Here is an 11,839-nt window from a genome sequence, read left to right as displayed (position 1 = left end):
ACTTACCCGAAATCTGATTTATTCAACAAAGCCCTATTGTGGTCACTGGCTTTATCTTGAGCCAGGTTGGAGAAACCTGGCAAAGCGCCAGATTCGCCAGGCTGTTTGAAAGGTGGTGTGAGGAGGAAGCTCGGGTGGAAAGTGGGGAGGGTGCTGTGCTAGCCGCATCGGAGCCAGAAGAACAGAGGCCTCAACAGGAGGTTTTCAAATGATGAAATGCAGATACAAAAAGTATTTTAGTGGACTGATTGGGGAATTTTGTGCGAAGGCCGAACTCGAACATCGCAATTATCCTTTTGATATAAATAGATTAAAAATTGCCACAGTGGACATGATACCATCATTGATACCATCAGTCCCGATTGGTGATAATCGAACAAACTATATAAATTATTCCGACTTGATAGTGTAAAATCTATACATCCTGTAATCAAGGCTCCTAAGCAATAGTTTATTAATGGAATTATAAACAATGTATAGAGTAAATCAAATCATCAAAACAATAAGTAAAATGAATTCTTATGCTCCCTATAATCAAATAAATAAAAGAAGCAACTTACTTAGAAAGGTCCAAGTATATTCATTTCTCACATCACTAATTTCTCTTGTTTTAATGGTGATAATGGCAGTTATCTATAAAATTTTTGACCTTCCCAAGGGACCGTTTCTTTTACCAGCACTCGTTCTGTATGCCCTCAATTCCCTTGCCGGTATAATATACTTATTTACCCCTATAATACCTGGCGTGAAGTTCATGCTCAACTTCAAAAAGGAAATTTTCAATGATCTAATTTGTGAAATTGACAATGATGAACAAAATATAGAAAAACTGATGCCTTACTCGTTAACTGAATTAAACTATTCAATAGATTGGTTAAACATAAAGATACAAAGAGTTAAATCAAGAATAAATGATTTTTTTGGAGAAAAAACTGCCGTCTTATCAATAATTGGATTGGCATACTCAGCAGTTCAAGGTTTTGGTGGGTTAGACAAATTGGGTGATACCATTTCAAAAGGGATCTTCAATTCCGGCACAGCAAATACACTAATTGTATTTGGATTAGCTTTTCTTTTAGGATTATCACTTGGAGCATTAGCACTAAAACATATATCCAACCACCTTCAATATCTCAAAGAAATATTAGAGTTGGCAAAAAAAGAAAAAGAACAGCAAGAAAAATAAATATAAGATAGATATTAAAATTCGAATGAAGCCATGCATTAACCATGTAGGGCTTCATTATCTAATTAAGAAATCATAGGGGATTTACACCCAAAAATCTTCAATATTATTGAAGCCATAATCTTTCGCATTTTTAAATTCATTATGTAACGAAAACCCACAGCATTCACATGTTATTTTCCATATGTAAGTAATGACATTGCTTACCTCGTTATCATTATTATACTCACAATCTGATTCAGGGTATAAAATCAAAGAATTTACACCGCATACAGGGCAAGCCTTCAACTCGGCATGATGTTTCTGTAATTCATGATTAGCGACATCCTCAGCTTTTTGAATAGAAGCATTATCAAATAATGAAGAGAAGTTTTGTCTTCCTGTTCTTTTTAAAACAGTTTCATATAAAGGATTACTATATGCAGCTCTTCCCATTTCTTTTAAAAATGCAACTTTATCCAACTCAAAAGTTGTATTAAAATTCATATTACTTAATTCAGAAATCGGGTCAATATTACAGTGTAGATCTTTATACTTCCAATTTATTTCATTACCATAAAATACATTCAGAGATAAAAACTCACTGACTAACGGTAAAATAAATCGGCAAACTAACTCATCAAGTGCTTCGTAGCGTAAAACAAAAAGCCCTCTATGCCAGATTCTATTCCTAAGTGAATTTACAGTTCTCAATACTTCTTCACCAGAAAGGATAAAATTTAATAATTTGAAATCATTGATACTTTCATTTTTAATCAACTCTAACAGTCTGGATATTGCTTCGCTGAACTCTATTGACTGTAAACTATTATCTTCAATCTCATTTAGAATTTCGCCTTTTAAAAGCTTTGATAGAACAACGGCTTTTTTAGATGCAACGTCAGCTAAAAGGGGGTGTTCATTTTTTAAAATATGTTTGCAAGCAAGTTCAAAGAAATGCTGAAAATGAACGATAGTCTCTGTACAAGACTCATAATAAGAAAGAGAATAATTTTTATCAACATCTTCAATATTAAAAATATTATTATTAAGGGATGACAAATTTAGTTTGAGATCACGATAAGTAGAAAAATATGCTTTAAGCGCAAGCCTGAGTGAAATAAAAGCAATATCAAGTTCATTTTCGCGTGACTCACAAACTCTGAATCCGTTTTTAGAAATGTCTATAAGTTTATTCATACAACCCTCTTAAACCAGTCAGTTTAAATACATTTTATTTTCGCATTATTAAAATAAAAAATTATATATCATTACATACATAACAGATAATGCCATTTTTATAAGTAGAGAGTCAAACCCACTTTTCACTAGCATGAAATTATTTAAAGCATAGATATTTTTAGAGCACACATAGTGTTATTGCTTTTAATCAAGATAATAGTATAATTGATAAAATTTATGATACAGCAGCGAATAACATGTCATTCAGATATATAGGGTCAAAAGCCAGATTAGTAGATCAACTTGGTGAGTTTATAGGAAAGCCATACTCAAAAGAATCATATTTCATTGATGCTTTTTGCGGTACAGGCTCTGTTGCTGAGGCCGCAGCCGAACTGGGTTGGAATATCAGAATCAATGATATTCTTTATTCTGCCGTCATAACCTCCGAAGCAAGACTAATAAGTATACATCAAGTTTCTTTCGAAAATTTAGGCGGATACGATAAAGCAATTGAAAAATTAAATGCTGTTGTTTTAGCACCGGGTTTCGTATGGAGGGCATATAGCCCAGCTTCATTAAAATTTTATGGTGTTGAGAGAAAATACTTTTCAGAAGAAAATGCCATAAAGATTGATAGTGTACGGAGGCAGATTAAAGAATGGAGAGATGCTTCTATAATTAGTCATACTGAAGAGAAACTTCTTATCGCAGATCTTCTGAAAGCATTAAACAGAATAGCTAATATAGCCGGTACTTTTGGTTGTTTTCTTTCAAAATGGACACCACAATCAAAAGGTTTTTTAAAATTAGAGTGTCGTAAATTAAAAAATTATAACATCAAGATAGATGTATCCATCGGAGATGTCTTTTCTGTTAAAAACAAAGCCTATGACTTAGTTTATTTAGACCCCCCATATACCAAAAGACAATATGCAAGCTATTATCATATTTTAGAAACCATCGCCTTCGGAGATGAGCCTATAATAGAGGGAGTTTCAGGATTAAGACCCTGGAAAGATAAGGCATCTGCTTTTTGCTACAAACGTAAGGCATTGATAACATTAAGTAACCTGGTATCAGAAATTCAGGCCAAGAAAGTGCTAGTTTCCTATAGTAATGACGGTCACATCAAAATGGATGAAATGATAGCGGCTTTTAATAATTTGGGTATGGTCAAAGTCAGCTCTTTAGGAGAGATTAATAGATACGAACCCAACAAAAAACCTTTAAAATCAATAAGTAATGTGAATGAGTTTTTGGTTGAAATTGAGAAATAGTCCTATAAAATAGAGATATCTGAAACATATTTTGAATTTTATAGGATTAAGAAATGGCAGCACCTCGCCCATTAGAGCATGATCTGACAAAAGAAGCAGAGGATTTGCTTGCAAGATTCTCAGGCGAGTATGTTATCAAGTATTCTTTGAATAGATTTGAGGCTAGAATGCTTCTTTTAGAAGCTGTATCCTCAAGATTTGGTGGGTTCGATTATTTAGAATATCAAAATGAATTTAATAAATCATGTGCGAAACATATTTTAGCTGATATACTGAATAAGTCAGGAAAATTAGTGAGCCTGATAACTACTATCCCGATCCCCCCACAAATTATTCTAAGTATTTTATCCCGTGAAAATTTAATTGAAAATGATCGAAAGTTAACGGGTGCCTATCACACTGATTTTCGCCTTGCTAAACGAATTGCTAACCAATGTATTAGTAATAATAAGGTTAACCCTACAAGTAAGGTTATTGACCCCGCTTGTGGAACAGGGATATTGTTAGTTGCACTTACAATCGAAATCTGTGGAAAAGATAGAAATATTGCTAATTCATGGCTGCAAAACTCTATATATGCCTGTGATCTTTCTAGTAACTCTTTACGTGGAGCTTTACTAAGTTTAGCTGCATTTACTAATGATCTTTGCATCTTGAAGATTATGAGAGGGCATTGGTTTTGCGGTGACAGCTTAATCCAGAATGATCTTTTTTGGAATAATTTGAATAAAGATGGTTTTGATGCCGTTATAGGCAACCCTCCTTGGGAAAAAATAAAAATAACTAAGCATGAATTTTTAAAATCATCAGGAATTAAAAGACATTACGGACAAAGTACAGAAGCTTTTATTGGTGATGAATTCCGAGAAAAACAAAATGCAATCGCTAAATATAATAAAAAACTTCTTACAAGATATCCGTCATTAGGATTTGGCGAGCCTGACTTGTATATCGCATTCACTGAGCTTTTTTTCAGGATTTGTAGAAAGGGTGGGGTAATTGTTGCGATCCTTCCTGGTGGTTTTATCCGCTCTCAAGGTTCAAGCTATGTGAGAAATAAACTCATTTCTGAAAGTGAAGATGTAAAAGTTTCAGTGATTGATAATAAAGCAAAGTTTTTTGAAATTGATAGCCGTTTCAAATTCTTAATTATCTCTCTGCAAAAAAAATATGATTCTATTGATTATAGTAAGCAAAATCTACATTTAACTCATGAGAAAGGAAACCTAATTGGTTTAGAGACGTTAGGTAATGTTTATATAGGACGTAAAGCTTTGGCGAATATTAGACCAGACTTTAGTATTCCAGAAGTTAAAAACATTACTGAATGGCGACTATTTTTATCATTATACGATTCAGGCATAAAGTGGGACGATAAACAATCAGGTTGGAATGTTAAATTTAGTCGTGAAGTTGATATGACGAAAGATAAAATAAATTTCCAAAAAACGTTTACATCCAATCATATACCTGTAATCGAAGGAAGAATGGTTTCACAATATCGTTTTGGCTGTAAAGGCTATATATCAGGATCTGGAAGAAGTGCTCTTTGGGAAAGTTACCCCATTGGTAATTCATTAATTAGCCCACAATTCTGGATTGCTAAAAGTAAGCTGTCTTCATTAACGCATGAAAGAATTAAATCGAAAAGAGTTGGATTTTGTGATATTTCAGGCCAAACTAATGAAAGAACCTTCATGGCCGCTTTAATACCAGAAAATGTAGTTTGTGGTAATAAAGTACCAACCATTCTTTTTGATAATGATAACAATAATGAATGTTTATATGTTTGGTTAGCCATAACAAATAGCTTTGTATTTGACTGGGCAATACGCAGAATACTGACCACTACGGTGAACTATTTTTTATTACAAAGCATTCCTTTCCCTCGTATAATTAGGGGAGGCTTACCATGGCATAGTCTTCTTGAAAAAGCACAAGAAATCTCATCGTTAGATAATGTTGGATATTCATATGAAAACTTGTTGAGAATATCTTACTTAAGAGCAGAAATAGATGCAGAAATAGCTATTGCATATGGGCTTTGTATTGAAGATATGGAAGTCATTATGTCTGATTTTCCTTTATTAGATAGAGGTCAAACGCCACTAAAAGGCGAAAAAAAATCTACGATAACTCGTGATTTGATATTAGCAACATTAGCGAGAAAACTTGGATTTAATTCAACAACATGGCAGGCCAGAAAGGATGAAGCAACATCGAGTGGTGCTGTTGCTTATATATCTTCTCAGGCCATTTTTAAAGAAGGTAGTATCGTTACTAAAAAGGTTGTCAATAATGACTAATACAGCAAGTCGTGTTTCACGAATTCTTTTTAAAGAGATTGTGGATGGCGATGTAAGAAAAATACATGCAGATTCCAATGACAGCGACACTGGTGGTGGTGCCCGCGATTTCCGTTTTGGGTCATACTCTGAATTAGAACATATTTTTCATTCTATGTTTCCATCTCCAATGCAGGATTATCGCAGAAGAGGTGGTGTGACATCTTTAGTTACTATTTATTCTGGATATTTCTATTGGCAAGATCCTGTGACAGGTCAAACTTTAAGACAGATATCTTATTTCGAACCACCGACCGATGCTCGTCCACAAGAGGGCAGAATTACAAAAATTCACGAGCATCCTTGCTTATCAACTGCCCTTATGCCGAACTCCAGTACAACCAACAGAGTGTTTTTGTTATTAACACAAATGGATGATGGTACGGTTTGGCCCAGTTATGTTGAAGAACGAACATTGAGGTCAGTTGGTCTATGGGCTAATGAAGTAACAACAAAAATGCTTAACTGTATTGATTCTCCCCGTAGAGCAAATCAATCTGTTATTGGTTATTATGATTTTACAACTCATGATAGATATTGTAATTGATAATATTTAAGGCCATTACACAATGGCCTTCATTCTAATGCCCATGATTTTAAAGGAAGAATATAATGATTAACTTTAAGCAATCAGCACTAAACTTAAAGTATGTTTGTTCATTTTTTTTAAAAAATCTTATTTATAGTGTTTTTTTTCTTATTAATATTATGTACAACTTCTTATTTGATTCCTGAAAAAACAATAGGCTTTTATATTATATCTACATGTTGCATTTTAGCAGCACTATTGATTGTAGTTTTATGGAAACTTGATGAATCATTTAAAGAATTAAATGATTGTCTTCTTTTCTTTTATGCGGCCTATTTAGCTTTAAATAAAATCTTGGTGCCTAATGATACTTATTTAAAACTACCGGTTAATGTATCTTTCCAAGATCTTTGGAATGGGGATAATAAAATAGAGTATTTCAACCTATTAGTACTTTTCCTTGTAGCTATTTGTACATTAGGAAAAGCAATAATAGCCTATCGTACATTTAAATCAAAATACAAAGAAAAACCTTAGCCTATTTTTGATAATGCTCTTTAATTGCATCAATCACCTCAATAATAAAGACAGGTAAAATAACAATACCTGTCACGCCTAAAAATAATGGAATTATATTTGGAACGCACATAGCTATAACAAGTAACACGGCAAAATGGCATCTCAAGTCTTTATTCAAATTGGTTTCTTTTGGCATAATTTTTCTCCTCAGTCATTAACATTTAAATTAATAACTTCACAAAATTGGAATGTCAAATATTTAAATCAAGCAAGAGCTAATTTATAGAAGCGGTTGCACCGTTCTATAAAGCTCTTGCTTTTCTTGCTTCCTTTCAGTCAGACAATAAAAGAACACCTACACAATCAAGGTTGCTGATTGACAAACTACTAATTAATTGTATAAATGATATATGAAGCATACGGATTATGCTTATCAATCAGTAACATATGAAATGGAGTTTATATGAAAGAGAGTATTTATACAGATAATATAGATCTATCCAAAACTTCCCGCCGTGGTAGTTTTAATAAAAGTAAAATTCCTTCAGAAGCAGTAAGAAGCTATTGTGTCAGTGTCCGATTGAATGTTGAAGAACTGCAACTCCTGAATATAAAGCGAGGCTCTTATAAAAAAGGAGAGTGGCTTCGTATGGCTTCCCTTCAAAAGTTGCCTCCTGTTATACCAACGATTAATACCAAAGCCTGGAAAGCTTTAACTGATATATCGCAAAAGCTAAATCGAATTGCGACCCATATCGATTGTAAAAGCAAGGACAGTCAGCTTACCCATACTGAATTGTTCGCTGTGAAGCGACAACTGGAAGAGCTTCGCACGAATCTTTTAAGTGACAGTATATGGAGCCTCCCGAATGAAGGGTATGCGAAAAATTCGCAGGGGTAAGAACTTTGCTGGTGTGGTCCAATACGCATTGAAACCGGGAGCACATCATAAATGCGATCCAGTCGTAATCGGGGGCAATATGCTGGGTGACACGGCCCATGAACTGATTGCTGAATTTGATGGCACTAAACAACTTCGCCCAGATGTTCAGAAGGCCGTTTGGCATAACTCGCTACGATTGCCTGGCAGTGAATCATTAGCGAATGAACAATGGTCCGGCATCGCAGATGACTACATGAAGAGGATGGGGTTCAGTGATACTCATCTTCGTTGTTATGTGCTTCATGACGATCCGGCCGGTCAGCACATACACATTATCGCAAGTCGCGTAGACCTCAATGGAGGGAAGCTATACCTTGGCAGGAACGAAAACCTCATCAGCACCCGGATCATTAGTGAACTTGAAATCGCTCATAACCTGACAGTTACCAAGACAGCTTCTGCGATTTCACCAAAGCAACCGAAGCGGAAAAAAATCTCTCGCAACGAACAGATGCTATCGGCTCGGACTGGTGTTCCCTCCCCTAAGGAAGCTCTCCAACATATCATTGATAAAAGTTTGGCAGATACACCTGACCTTCTAACCTTCACAAAACGACTGGAGGAAGCCGAAGTCGGCTGGACGGCGAATGTTGCAAGCACAGGTAAAATGAACGGGTTCTCATTCTCCTACCGCGATATAGCTTTCAAGGCATCTCAACTTGGAAAGGCATACTCTTGGGTAAATCTTCAAAAGCAGCTTAATTACAACCAAGACCACTTAGAAGCTCTGCGAGCGACAAAGAAAGTTATCCCTGCTCCTGCTCCTGCTCCTGCTCCTGCTCCTGCAACGATTTTAAGGACAACTGAGAGAAGGGAAAGTATCGGTGGAAAAATTGCAGAACTGGAATTACGGCTCAGAGAAGACAAACGGAACGAAATCGTAGAAAAGATTCTTCAAAAAAACGCGGTACAACAACAAAAGCATCTCCGCTTCCTTATGTGGCTTGACTCTTTAAGGCAGTTCATAGAGCTTCTCAGAAGCTTTGGTAAGAGTATCCTTCACAACACGCCCCCAAGATTTTCAAAAATCTATGCAACTCAGCATCTAAGCCAGAAAAGAAAAATCCGTTTATAGACATAGCATTGCATCTCTCACCTTAAACCCCACCTCACCTGTTAGTAAATAATTTATGTTAAGTCAAGAAAATATTGATCGTTCTTACAGATCGATAATCTAGTTGTGATAGTCATTACCTATCAAGAGCTAATCATCGATCGGTACAAGCAATTTTACTAAAGAGAGTCGGTCATCGAGAATCTCTGTAAACGCACCATTTAATCTGCAACCTTGAGGTTGATATGAAAAACGAAACAATAAAGTGCCCGTTCTGCTTCAAAGAGAGCCAGTTTGGAGTTAGCGTCTGCACTGGCTGTCATTCAACCATCAAATATGGAGCCGTTTCATCTTGGTTAGCTTTACTAATAGGAATTGTGCTGTTGGCGATAGCTTTCTTCATATTCGCTGTCAGTCAAAGTTTTATATTTGCTGTCGTTATCTATTTTGCATCAGCAATTTCTTTGAGATTCTATTTACGTAAGAAATTTGCACACAGAGCCGTTTTTACACATAAAAGCTAACCCTAATCAAATATAATAAGGAAGATAAAATGAATAAATTTATTGTAACCTCCTTTTTCATTGCAATATTTTTAATTTCTGGCTGTTCAACATCAGGGAACCAAAAAATCAAAAATGAAACGGCTCAAAGCCTTCAATCGAAAATAATTAAAAACAAAACAACTAAGGCAGAGCTACTTGTTCAACTTGGTGAGCCTGACACCAGAACGACTCTTGACGATGGCAACGAGCAATGGAGATATTTCATGTATAACAATCAGTTCAATGCCTCGACTTTTATCCCTGTTGTCGGTTTGCTAACTGGCGGTTCCCAGACTCAGTCTAAAACTCTCGAAATCGACTTCAATGGAGAAACCGTAAGCAAGTGGACATTCTCTACTGATAATAACAATACAAAATCTGGCATTCTTAATTAATCGTTTCCTGGACAAGAAAATGAAAACATACTCAATTCTCGCAGTTATCCTTTCTACTTTTCTATTAACAGCCTGTAATTCCGAACCTTCTGAAAAAGACATATACAATGCTTTCAAAAGTGTTGTAGATAGATCAAATGCAAGTATGAAAGCTCTGAACTCAAGTATTCCCGAAAAAGATCTTTTAAGAATAGATTATGTTAAGAAACTAAGTTGCACAGAAGAAGCAAACAATGTTTATAACTGCATTGTCGATGCCTCGATTAGCAATATGAAACAGACAAAGCCTGTTAAGCTTGTGAAAGCTGATGGTGTCTGGAAAGAAGTTCAGTAGTATTCTATATCAAGAAGTCTCTTTTAGCCCCTGCATAGGGGCTTTTTTATTGCCTATAACCTGACGGTTCTCACGCGAACTTCATGGGTTAACTCTCCCTCAATTACTTTCATTTCATATTGTACTTTAAAAGTATTATAAATATCTTCTGCCTGGTTCTGGTTATTATCAATGTAATTAACAAGGGAGTTTAGCTCTCTGATAACAGCTTCCTTATTGTTTAATCGCTGTAACAAAGTACTTGTAAGACATTTGTATACAGAACTAAACATTGTCATAATATTATCAATATTACGATTAGATTTGGAATAAATCCTTTTAGGGTAGAAATATTTTAAATGGTATCCCACAAAAATTAGGTAAAGTTGATATGAGAAACTTTTATCACCTGGCTGGTATCGTTTTGAGATATATTTATCGACGATAATGATAAGTTGCTCTTCCAGAGTAAACTCTGGATAGATAATGTTCTTGTCCATAAAATGCATCCTTGCATTAGTTAAATAGTCTTCCTGACCATATATTTATATTTATCGCATTTATTTAACTTGTCAATAGGTGTAACCTATCAAATATTATTTTTTATTAAATGGCCTATTCAACTGTTCCACAGTAAGACCGTGTCTATAAGCATTATACTGCCAATAGCTAAATTGTTCTTTGTATCTATTGTTCTGTTTTTTCAACATTTCGTTTTCGGCTTTAAGGTTTATTATTTGTTGTGCCGCAATAGTTAAGTTAGCTGGTTTCTTTAGACCAGATTTTTTCAAATTGGACAAACTTTTCTTTATTCTATATGCTTCAACAACTTCATCATGAGCACTTAAAGATTGCCTTGTGATAGTTCTGTTTAGATTCTTATACACTGATCCACATAAATCACTCCATGTGATTTTACCGTCCCAAGTCAGTATAATGTGTTTAATTGCCTTTATTTCACTCCTGTTCAAATGTTTTGCCATAAGTATCTCCTGTTTTAATTATTCAAAAGCTTATTAATTCTTCCCAAATTTTTTTCATGGTGTTGCAACCATTTGTCTGCACCATAATCACCATTTTCATAAGCGATCTGAGTTATTCTCTTTAATTGCATTACTTTCTCTCGGACAGATTGCAGTCTAATTCTATCTACTGAGTTAATGTCCGGTGTTTCATTATCACATTCAATAAGATGATTAATTTTTGCACAAGGCTTGATTAAATAGTTATGTACACAGTAACCAAATTCAGTTAAGTGTATTGCACCTTGATTAAGGTTATCAAAATCAATTGTCAATTCATTTGTGGGTATTGACTCCCTTTGACAGTAATTACTCCTATTTAATTTAATGGCTTTGATTTTATCTAACATATCTTCTTCTGACACATGGTTATAAACTCTGTTCTGATTCGCATTGATACGACCAGACCATTTAGCTATATCCAGTTCAGACATTTCACCATAATGGGCTATTGTGTTTAAAAGGTGCCGTGGCTGGTGTGAGCGAATAAGTAGTGGTTTACCTTCATCATCATAATGGCTTTGTTGAATAAATCGAACTTTTGCTG

General features: G+C 34.9%; 13 protein-coding genes and 2 pseudogenes. 10 read left to right on the top strand and 5 right to left on the bottom strand.

Features of this window, described 5'->3' with window-relative positions:
* Nucleotides 1-29: 29 nt before the first annotated feature.
* Nucleotides 30-212, top strand: a pseudogene (locus tag HMPREF3178_RS32165) (hypothetical protein); the annotation flags it as partial.
* 410 nt (nucleotides 213-622) lie between these two features.
* A complete protein-coding gene (locus tag HMPREF3178_RS03550; protein WP_228099939.1) occupies nucleotides 623-1,186 on the top strand; it encodes a hypothetical protein in 564 nt (187 codons plus the stop codon).
* A gap of 84 nt (nucleotides 1,187-1,270) precedes the next feature.
* Here the strand turns inward: HMPREF3178_RS03550 and HMPREF3178_RS03545 are convergent, their stop codons facing one another.
* Nucleotides 1,271-2,365, bottom strand: a complete 1,095-nt coding sequence (locus HMPREF3178_RS03545; RefSeq protein WP_070585010.1) for a hypothetical protein — start codon at nucleotides 2,363-2,365, stop codon at nucleotides 1,271-1,273.
* A gap of 239 nt (nucleotides 2,366-2,604) precedes the next feature.
* Here HMPREF3178_RS03545 and HMPREF3178_RS03540 point away from each other — a divergent pair, with 239 nt between their 5' ends.
* The 4 genes from HMPREF3178_RS03540 to HMPREF3178_RS31540 all read left to right on the top strand — a co-directional run bounded on the left by HMPREF3178_RS03540 (nucleotide 2,605) and on the right by HMPREF3178_RS31540 (nucleotide 7,038).
* On the top strand, nucleotides 2,605-3,627 hold the full coding sequence (locus HMPREF3178_RS03540) for a DNA adenine methylase (protein WP_070585008.1): 1,023 nt from the start codon (nucleotides 2,605-2,607) through the stop codon (nucleotides 3,625-3,627).
* Nucleotides 3,628-3,680: 53 nt separating this feature from the next.
* The gene (locus tag HMPREF3178_RS03535) at nucleotides 3,681-5,933 is read left to right on the top strand and encodes an Eco57I restriction-modification methylase domain-containing protein (protein ID WP_070585007.1); all 2,253 of its coding nucleotides are present in this window, start codon (nucleotides 3,681-3,683) and stop codon (nucleotides 5,931-5,933) included.
* Nucleotides 5,926-6,519 carry a hypothetical protein gene (locus HMPREF3178_RS29435; protein ID WP_077270097.1) on the top strand — a complete coding sequence of 198 codons (594 nt, stop codon included), beginning with the start codon at nucleotides 5,926-5,928 and terminating at the stop codon, nucleotides 6,517-6,519. The genes HMPREF3178_RS03535 and HMPREF3178_RS29435 overlap by 8 nt, the downstream gene beginning before the upstream one ends.
* 240 nt (nucleotides 6,520-6,759) lie before the next feature.
* Nucleotides 6,760-7,038 carry a hypothetical protein gene (locus HMPREF3178_RS31540; protein ID WP_228705119.1) on the top strand — a complete coding sequence of 93 codons (279 nt, stop codon included), beginning with the start codon at nucleotides 6,760-6,762 and terminating at the stop codon, nucleotides 7,036-7,038.
* Nucleotide 7,039: 1 nt separating this feature from the next.
* Here HMPREF3178_RS31540 and HMPREF3178_RS31235 read toward each other — a convergent pair whose 3' ends face one another.
* The gene (locus HMPREF3178_RS31235) at nucleotides 7,040-7,216 is read right to left on the bottom strand and encodes a hypothetical protein (protein ID WP_166479372.1); all 177 of its coding nucleotides are present in this window, start codon (nucleotides 7,214-7,216) and stop codon (nucleotides 7,040-7,042) included.
* Between the two features lie 267 nt (nucleotides 7,217-7,483).
* Between HMPREF3178_RS31235 and HMPREF3178_RS03525 the strand changes: the two genes are divergently transcribed.
* The 4 genes from HMPREF3178_RS03525 to HMPREF3178_RS03510 all read left to right on the top strand — a co-directional run bounded on the left by HMPREF3178_RS03525 (nucleotide 7,484) and on the right by HMPREF3178_RS03510 (nucleotide 10,291).
* Nucleotides 7,484-7,921, top strand: a complete 438-nt coding sequence (locus HMPREF3178_RS03525; RefSeq protein ID WP_070585004.1) for a hypothetical protein — start codon at nucleotides 7,484-7,486, stop codon at nucleotides 7,919-7,921.
* On the top strand, nucleotides 7,890-9,038 hold the full coding sequence (locus HMPREF3178_RS03520; protein WP_070585002.1) for a relaxase/mobilization nuclease domain-containing protein: 1,149 nt from the start codon (nucleotides 7,890-7,892) through the stop codon (nucleotides 9,036-9,038). Before HMPREF3178_RS03525 ends, HMPREF3178_RS03520 begins: the two co-directional genes overlap by 32 nt.
* Nucleotides 9,039-9,570: 532 nt before the next feature.
* Complete coding sequence (locus tag HMPREF3178_RS03515; RefSeq protein ID WP_023339480.1) at nucleotides 9,571-9,957, top strand: hypothetical protein; 387 nt, start codon at nucleotides 9,571-9,573, stop codon at nucleotides 9,955-9,957.
* A gap of 19 nt (nucleotides 9,958-9,976) precedes the next feature.
* Nucleotides 9,977-10,291 carry a hypothetical protein gene (locus HMPREF3178_RS03510; RefSeq protein ID WP_047736989.1) on the top strand — a complete coding sequence of 105 codons (315 nt, stop codon included), beginning with the start codon at nucleotides 9,977-9,979 and terminating at the stop codon, nucleotides 10,289-10,291.
* A 53-nt stretch (nucleotides 10,292-10,344) separates the two neighbouring features.
* On the opposite strand, the gene HMPREF3178_RS03505 is transcribed toward HMPREF3178_RS03510, so the two are convergent.
* From HMPREF3178_RS03505 to HMPREF3178_RS03495, 3 genes and pseudogenes are all read right to left on the bottom strand, one after another.
* A complete protein-coding gene (locus HMPREF3178_RS03505; protein WP_070585000.1) occupies nucleotides 10,345-10,770 on the bottom strand; it encodes a hypothetical protein in 426 nt (141 codons plus the stop codon).
* 96 nt (nucleotides 10,771-10,866) lie between these two features.
* The gene (locus tag HMPREF3178_RS03500; protein WP_070584998.1) at nucleotides 10,867-11,253 is read right to left on the bottom strand and encodes a hypothetical protein; all 387 of its coding nucleotides are present in this window, start codon (nucleotides 11,251-11,253) and stop codon (nucleotides 10,867-10,869) included.
* Between the two features lie 14 nt (nucleotides 11,254-11,267).
* A pseudogene (locus HMPREF3178_RS03495) lies at nucleotides 11,268-11,839 on the bottom strand (DNA-binding protein); the annotation flags it as partial.

This window comes from Klebsiella sp. HMSC09D12 (assembly GCF_001808475.1).
Lineage (GTDB): Bacteria > Pseudomonadota > Gammaproteobacteria > Enterobacterales > Enterobacteriaceae > Klebsiella > Klebsiella oxytoca.
Note: the sequence above shows the minus strand (reverse complement) of the source record. Positions and strands in the feature narration are given on the sequence as shown.

What these genes read in the sequence shown, in the direction of transcription:
- HMPREF3178_RS03550 (WP_228099939.1), top strand. Translation starts at nt 623, where the DNA reads ATGGCAGTTATCTATAAAATTTTTGACCTTCCCAAGGGACCGTTTCTT.
- HMPREF3178_RS03545 (WP_070585010.1), bottom strand. Translation starts at nt 2,365, where the DNA reads ATGAATAAACTTATAGACATTTCTAAAAACGGATTCAGAGTTTGTGAG.
- HMPREF3178_RS03540 (WP_070585008.1), top strand. Translation starts at nt 2,605, where the DNA reads ATGTCATTCAGATATATAGGGTCAAAAGCCAGATTAGTAGATCAACTT.
- HMPREF3178_RS03535 (WP_070585007.1), top strand. Translation starts at nt 3,681, where the DNA reads ATGGCAGCACCTCGCCCATTAGAGCATGATCTGACAAAAGAAGCAGAG.
- HMPREF3178_RS29435 (WP_077270097.1), top strand. Translation starts at nt 5,926, where the DNA reads ATGACTAATACAGCAAGTCGTGTTTCACGAATTCTTTTTAAAGAGATT.
- HMPREF3178_RS31235 (WP_166479372.1), bottom strand. Translation starts at nt 7,216, where the DNA reads ATGCCAAAAGAAACCAATTTGAATAAAGACTTGAGATGCCATTTTGCC.
- HMPREF3178_RS03525 (WP_070585004.1), top strand. Translation starts at nt 7,484, where the DNA reads ATGAAAGAGAGTATTTATACAGATAATATAGATCTATCCAAAACTTCC.
- HMPREF3178_RS03520 (WP_070585002.1), top strand. Translation starts at nt 7,890, where the DNA reads ATGAAGGGTATGCGAAAAATTCGCAGGGGTAAGAACTTTGCTGGTGTG.
- HMPREF3178_RS03515 (WP_023339480.1), top strand. Translation starts at nt 9,571, where the DNA reads ATGAATAAATTTATTGTAACCTCCTTTTTCATTGCAATATTTTTAATT.
- HMPREF3178_RS03510 (WP_047736989.1), top strand. Translation starts at nt 9,977, where the DNA reads ATGAAAACATACTCAATTCTCGCAGTTATCCTTTCTACTTTTCTATTA.
- HMPREF3178_RS03505 (WP_070585000.1), bottom strand. Translation starts at nt 10,770, where the DNA reads ATGGACAAGAACATTATCTATCCAGAGTTTACTCTGGAAGAGCAACTT.
- HMPREF3178_RS03500 (WP_070584998.1), bottom strand. Translation starts at nt 11,253, where the DNA reads ATGGCAAAACATTTGAACAGGAGTGAAATAAAGGCAATTAAACACATT.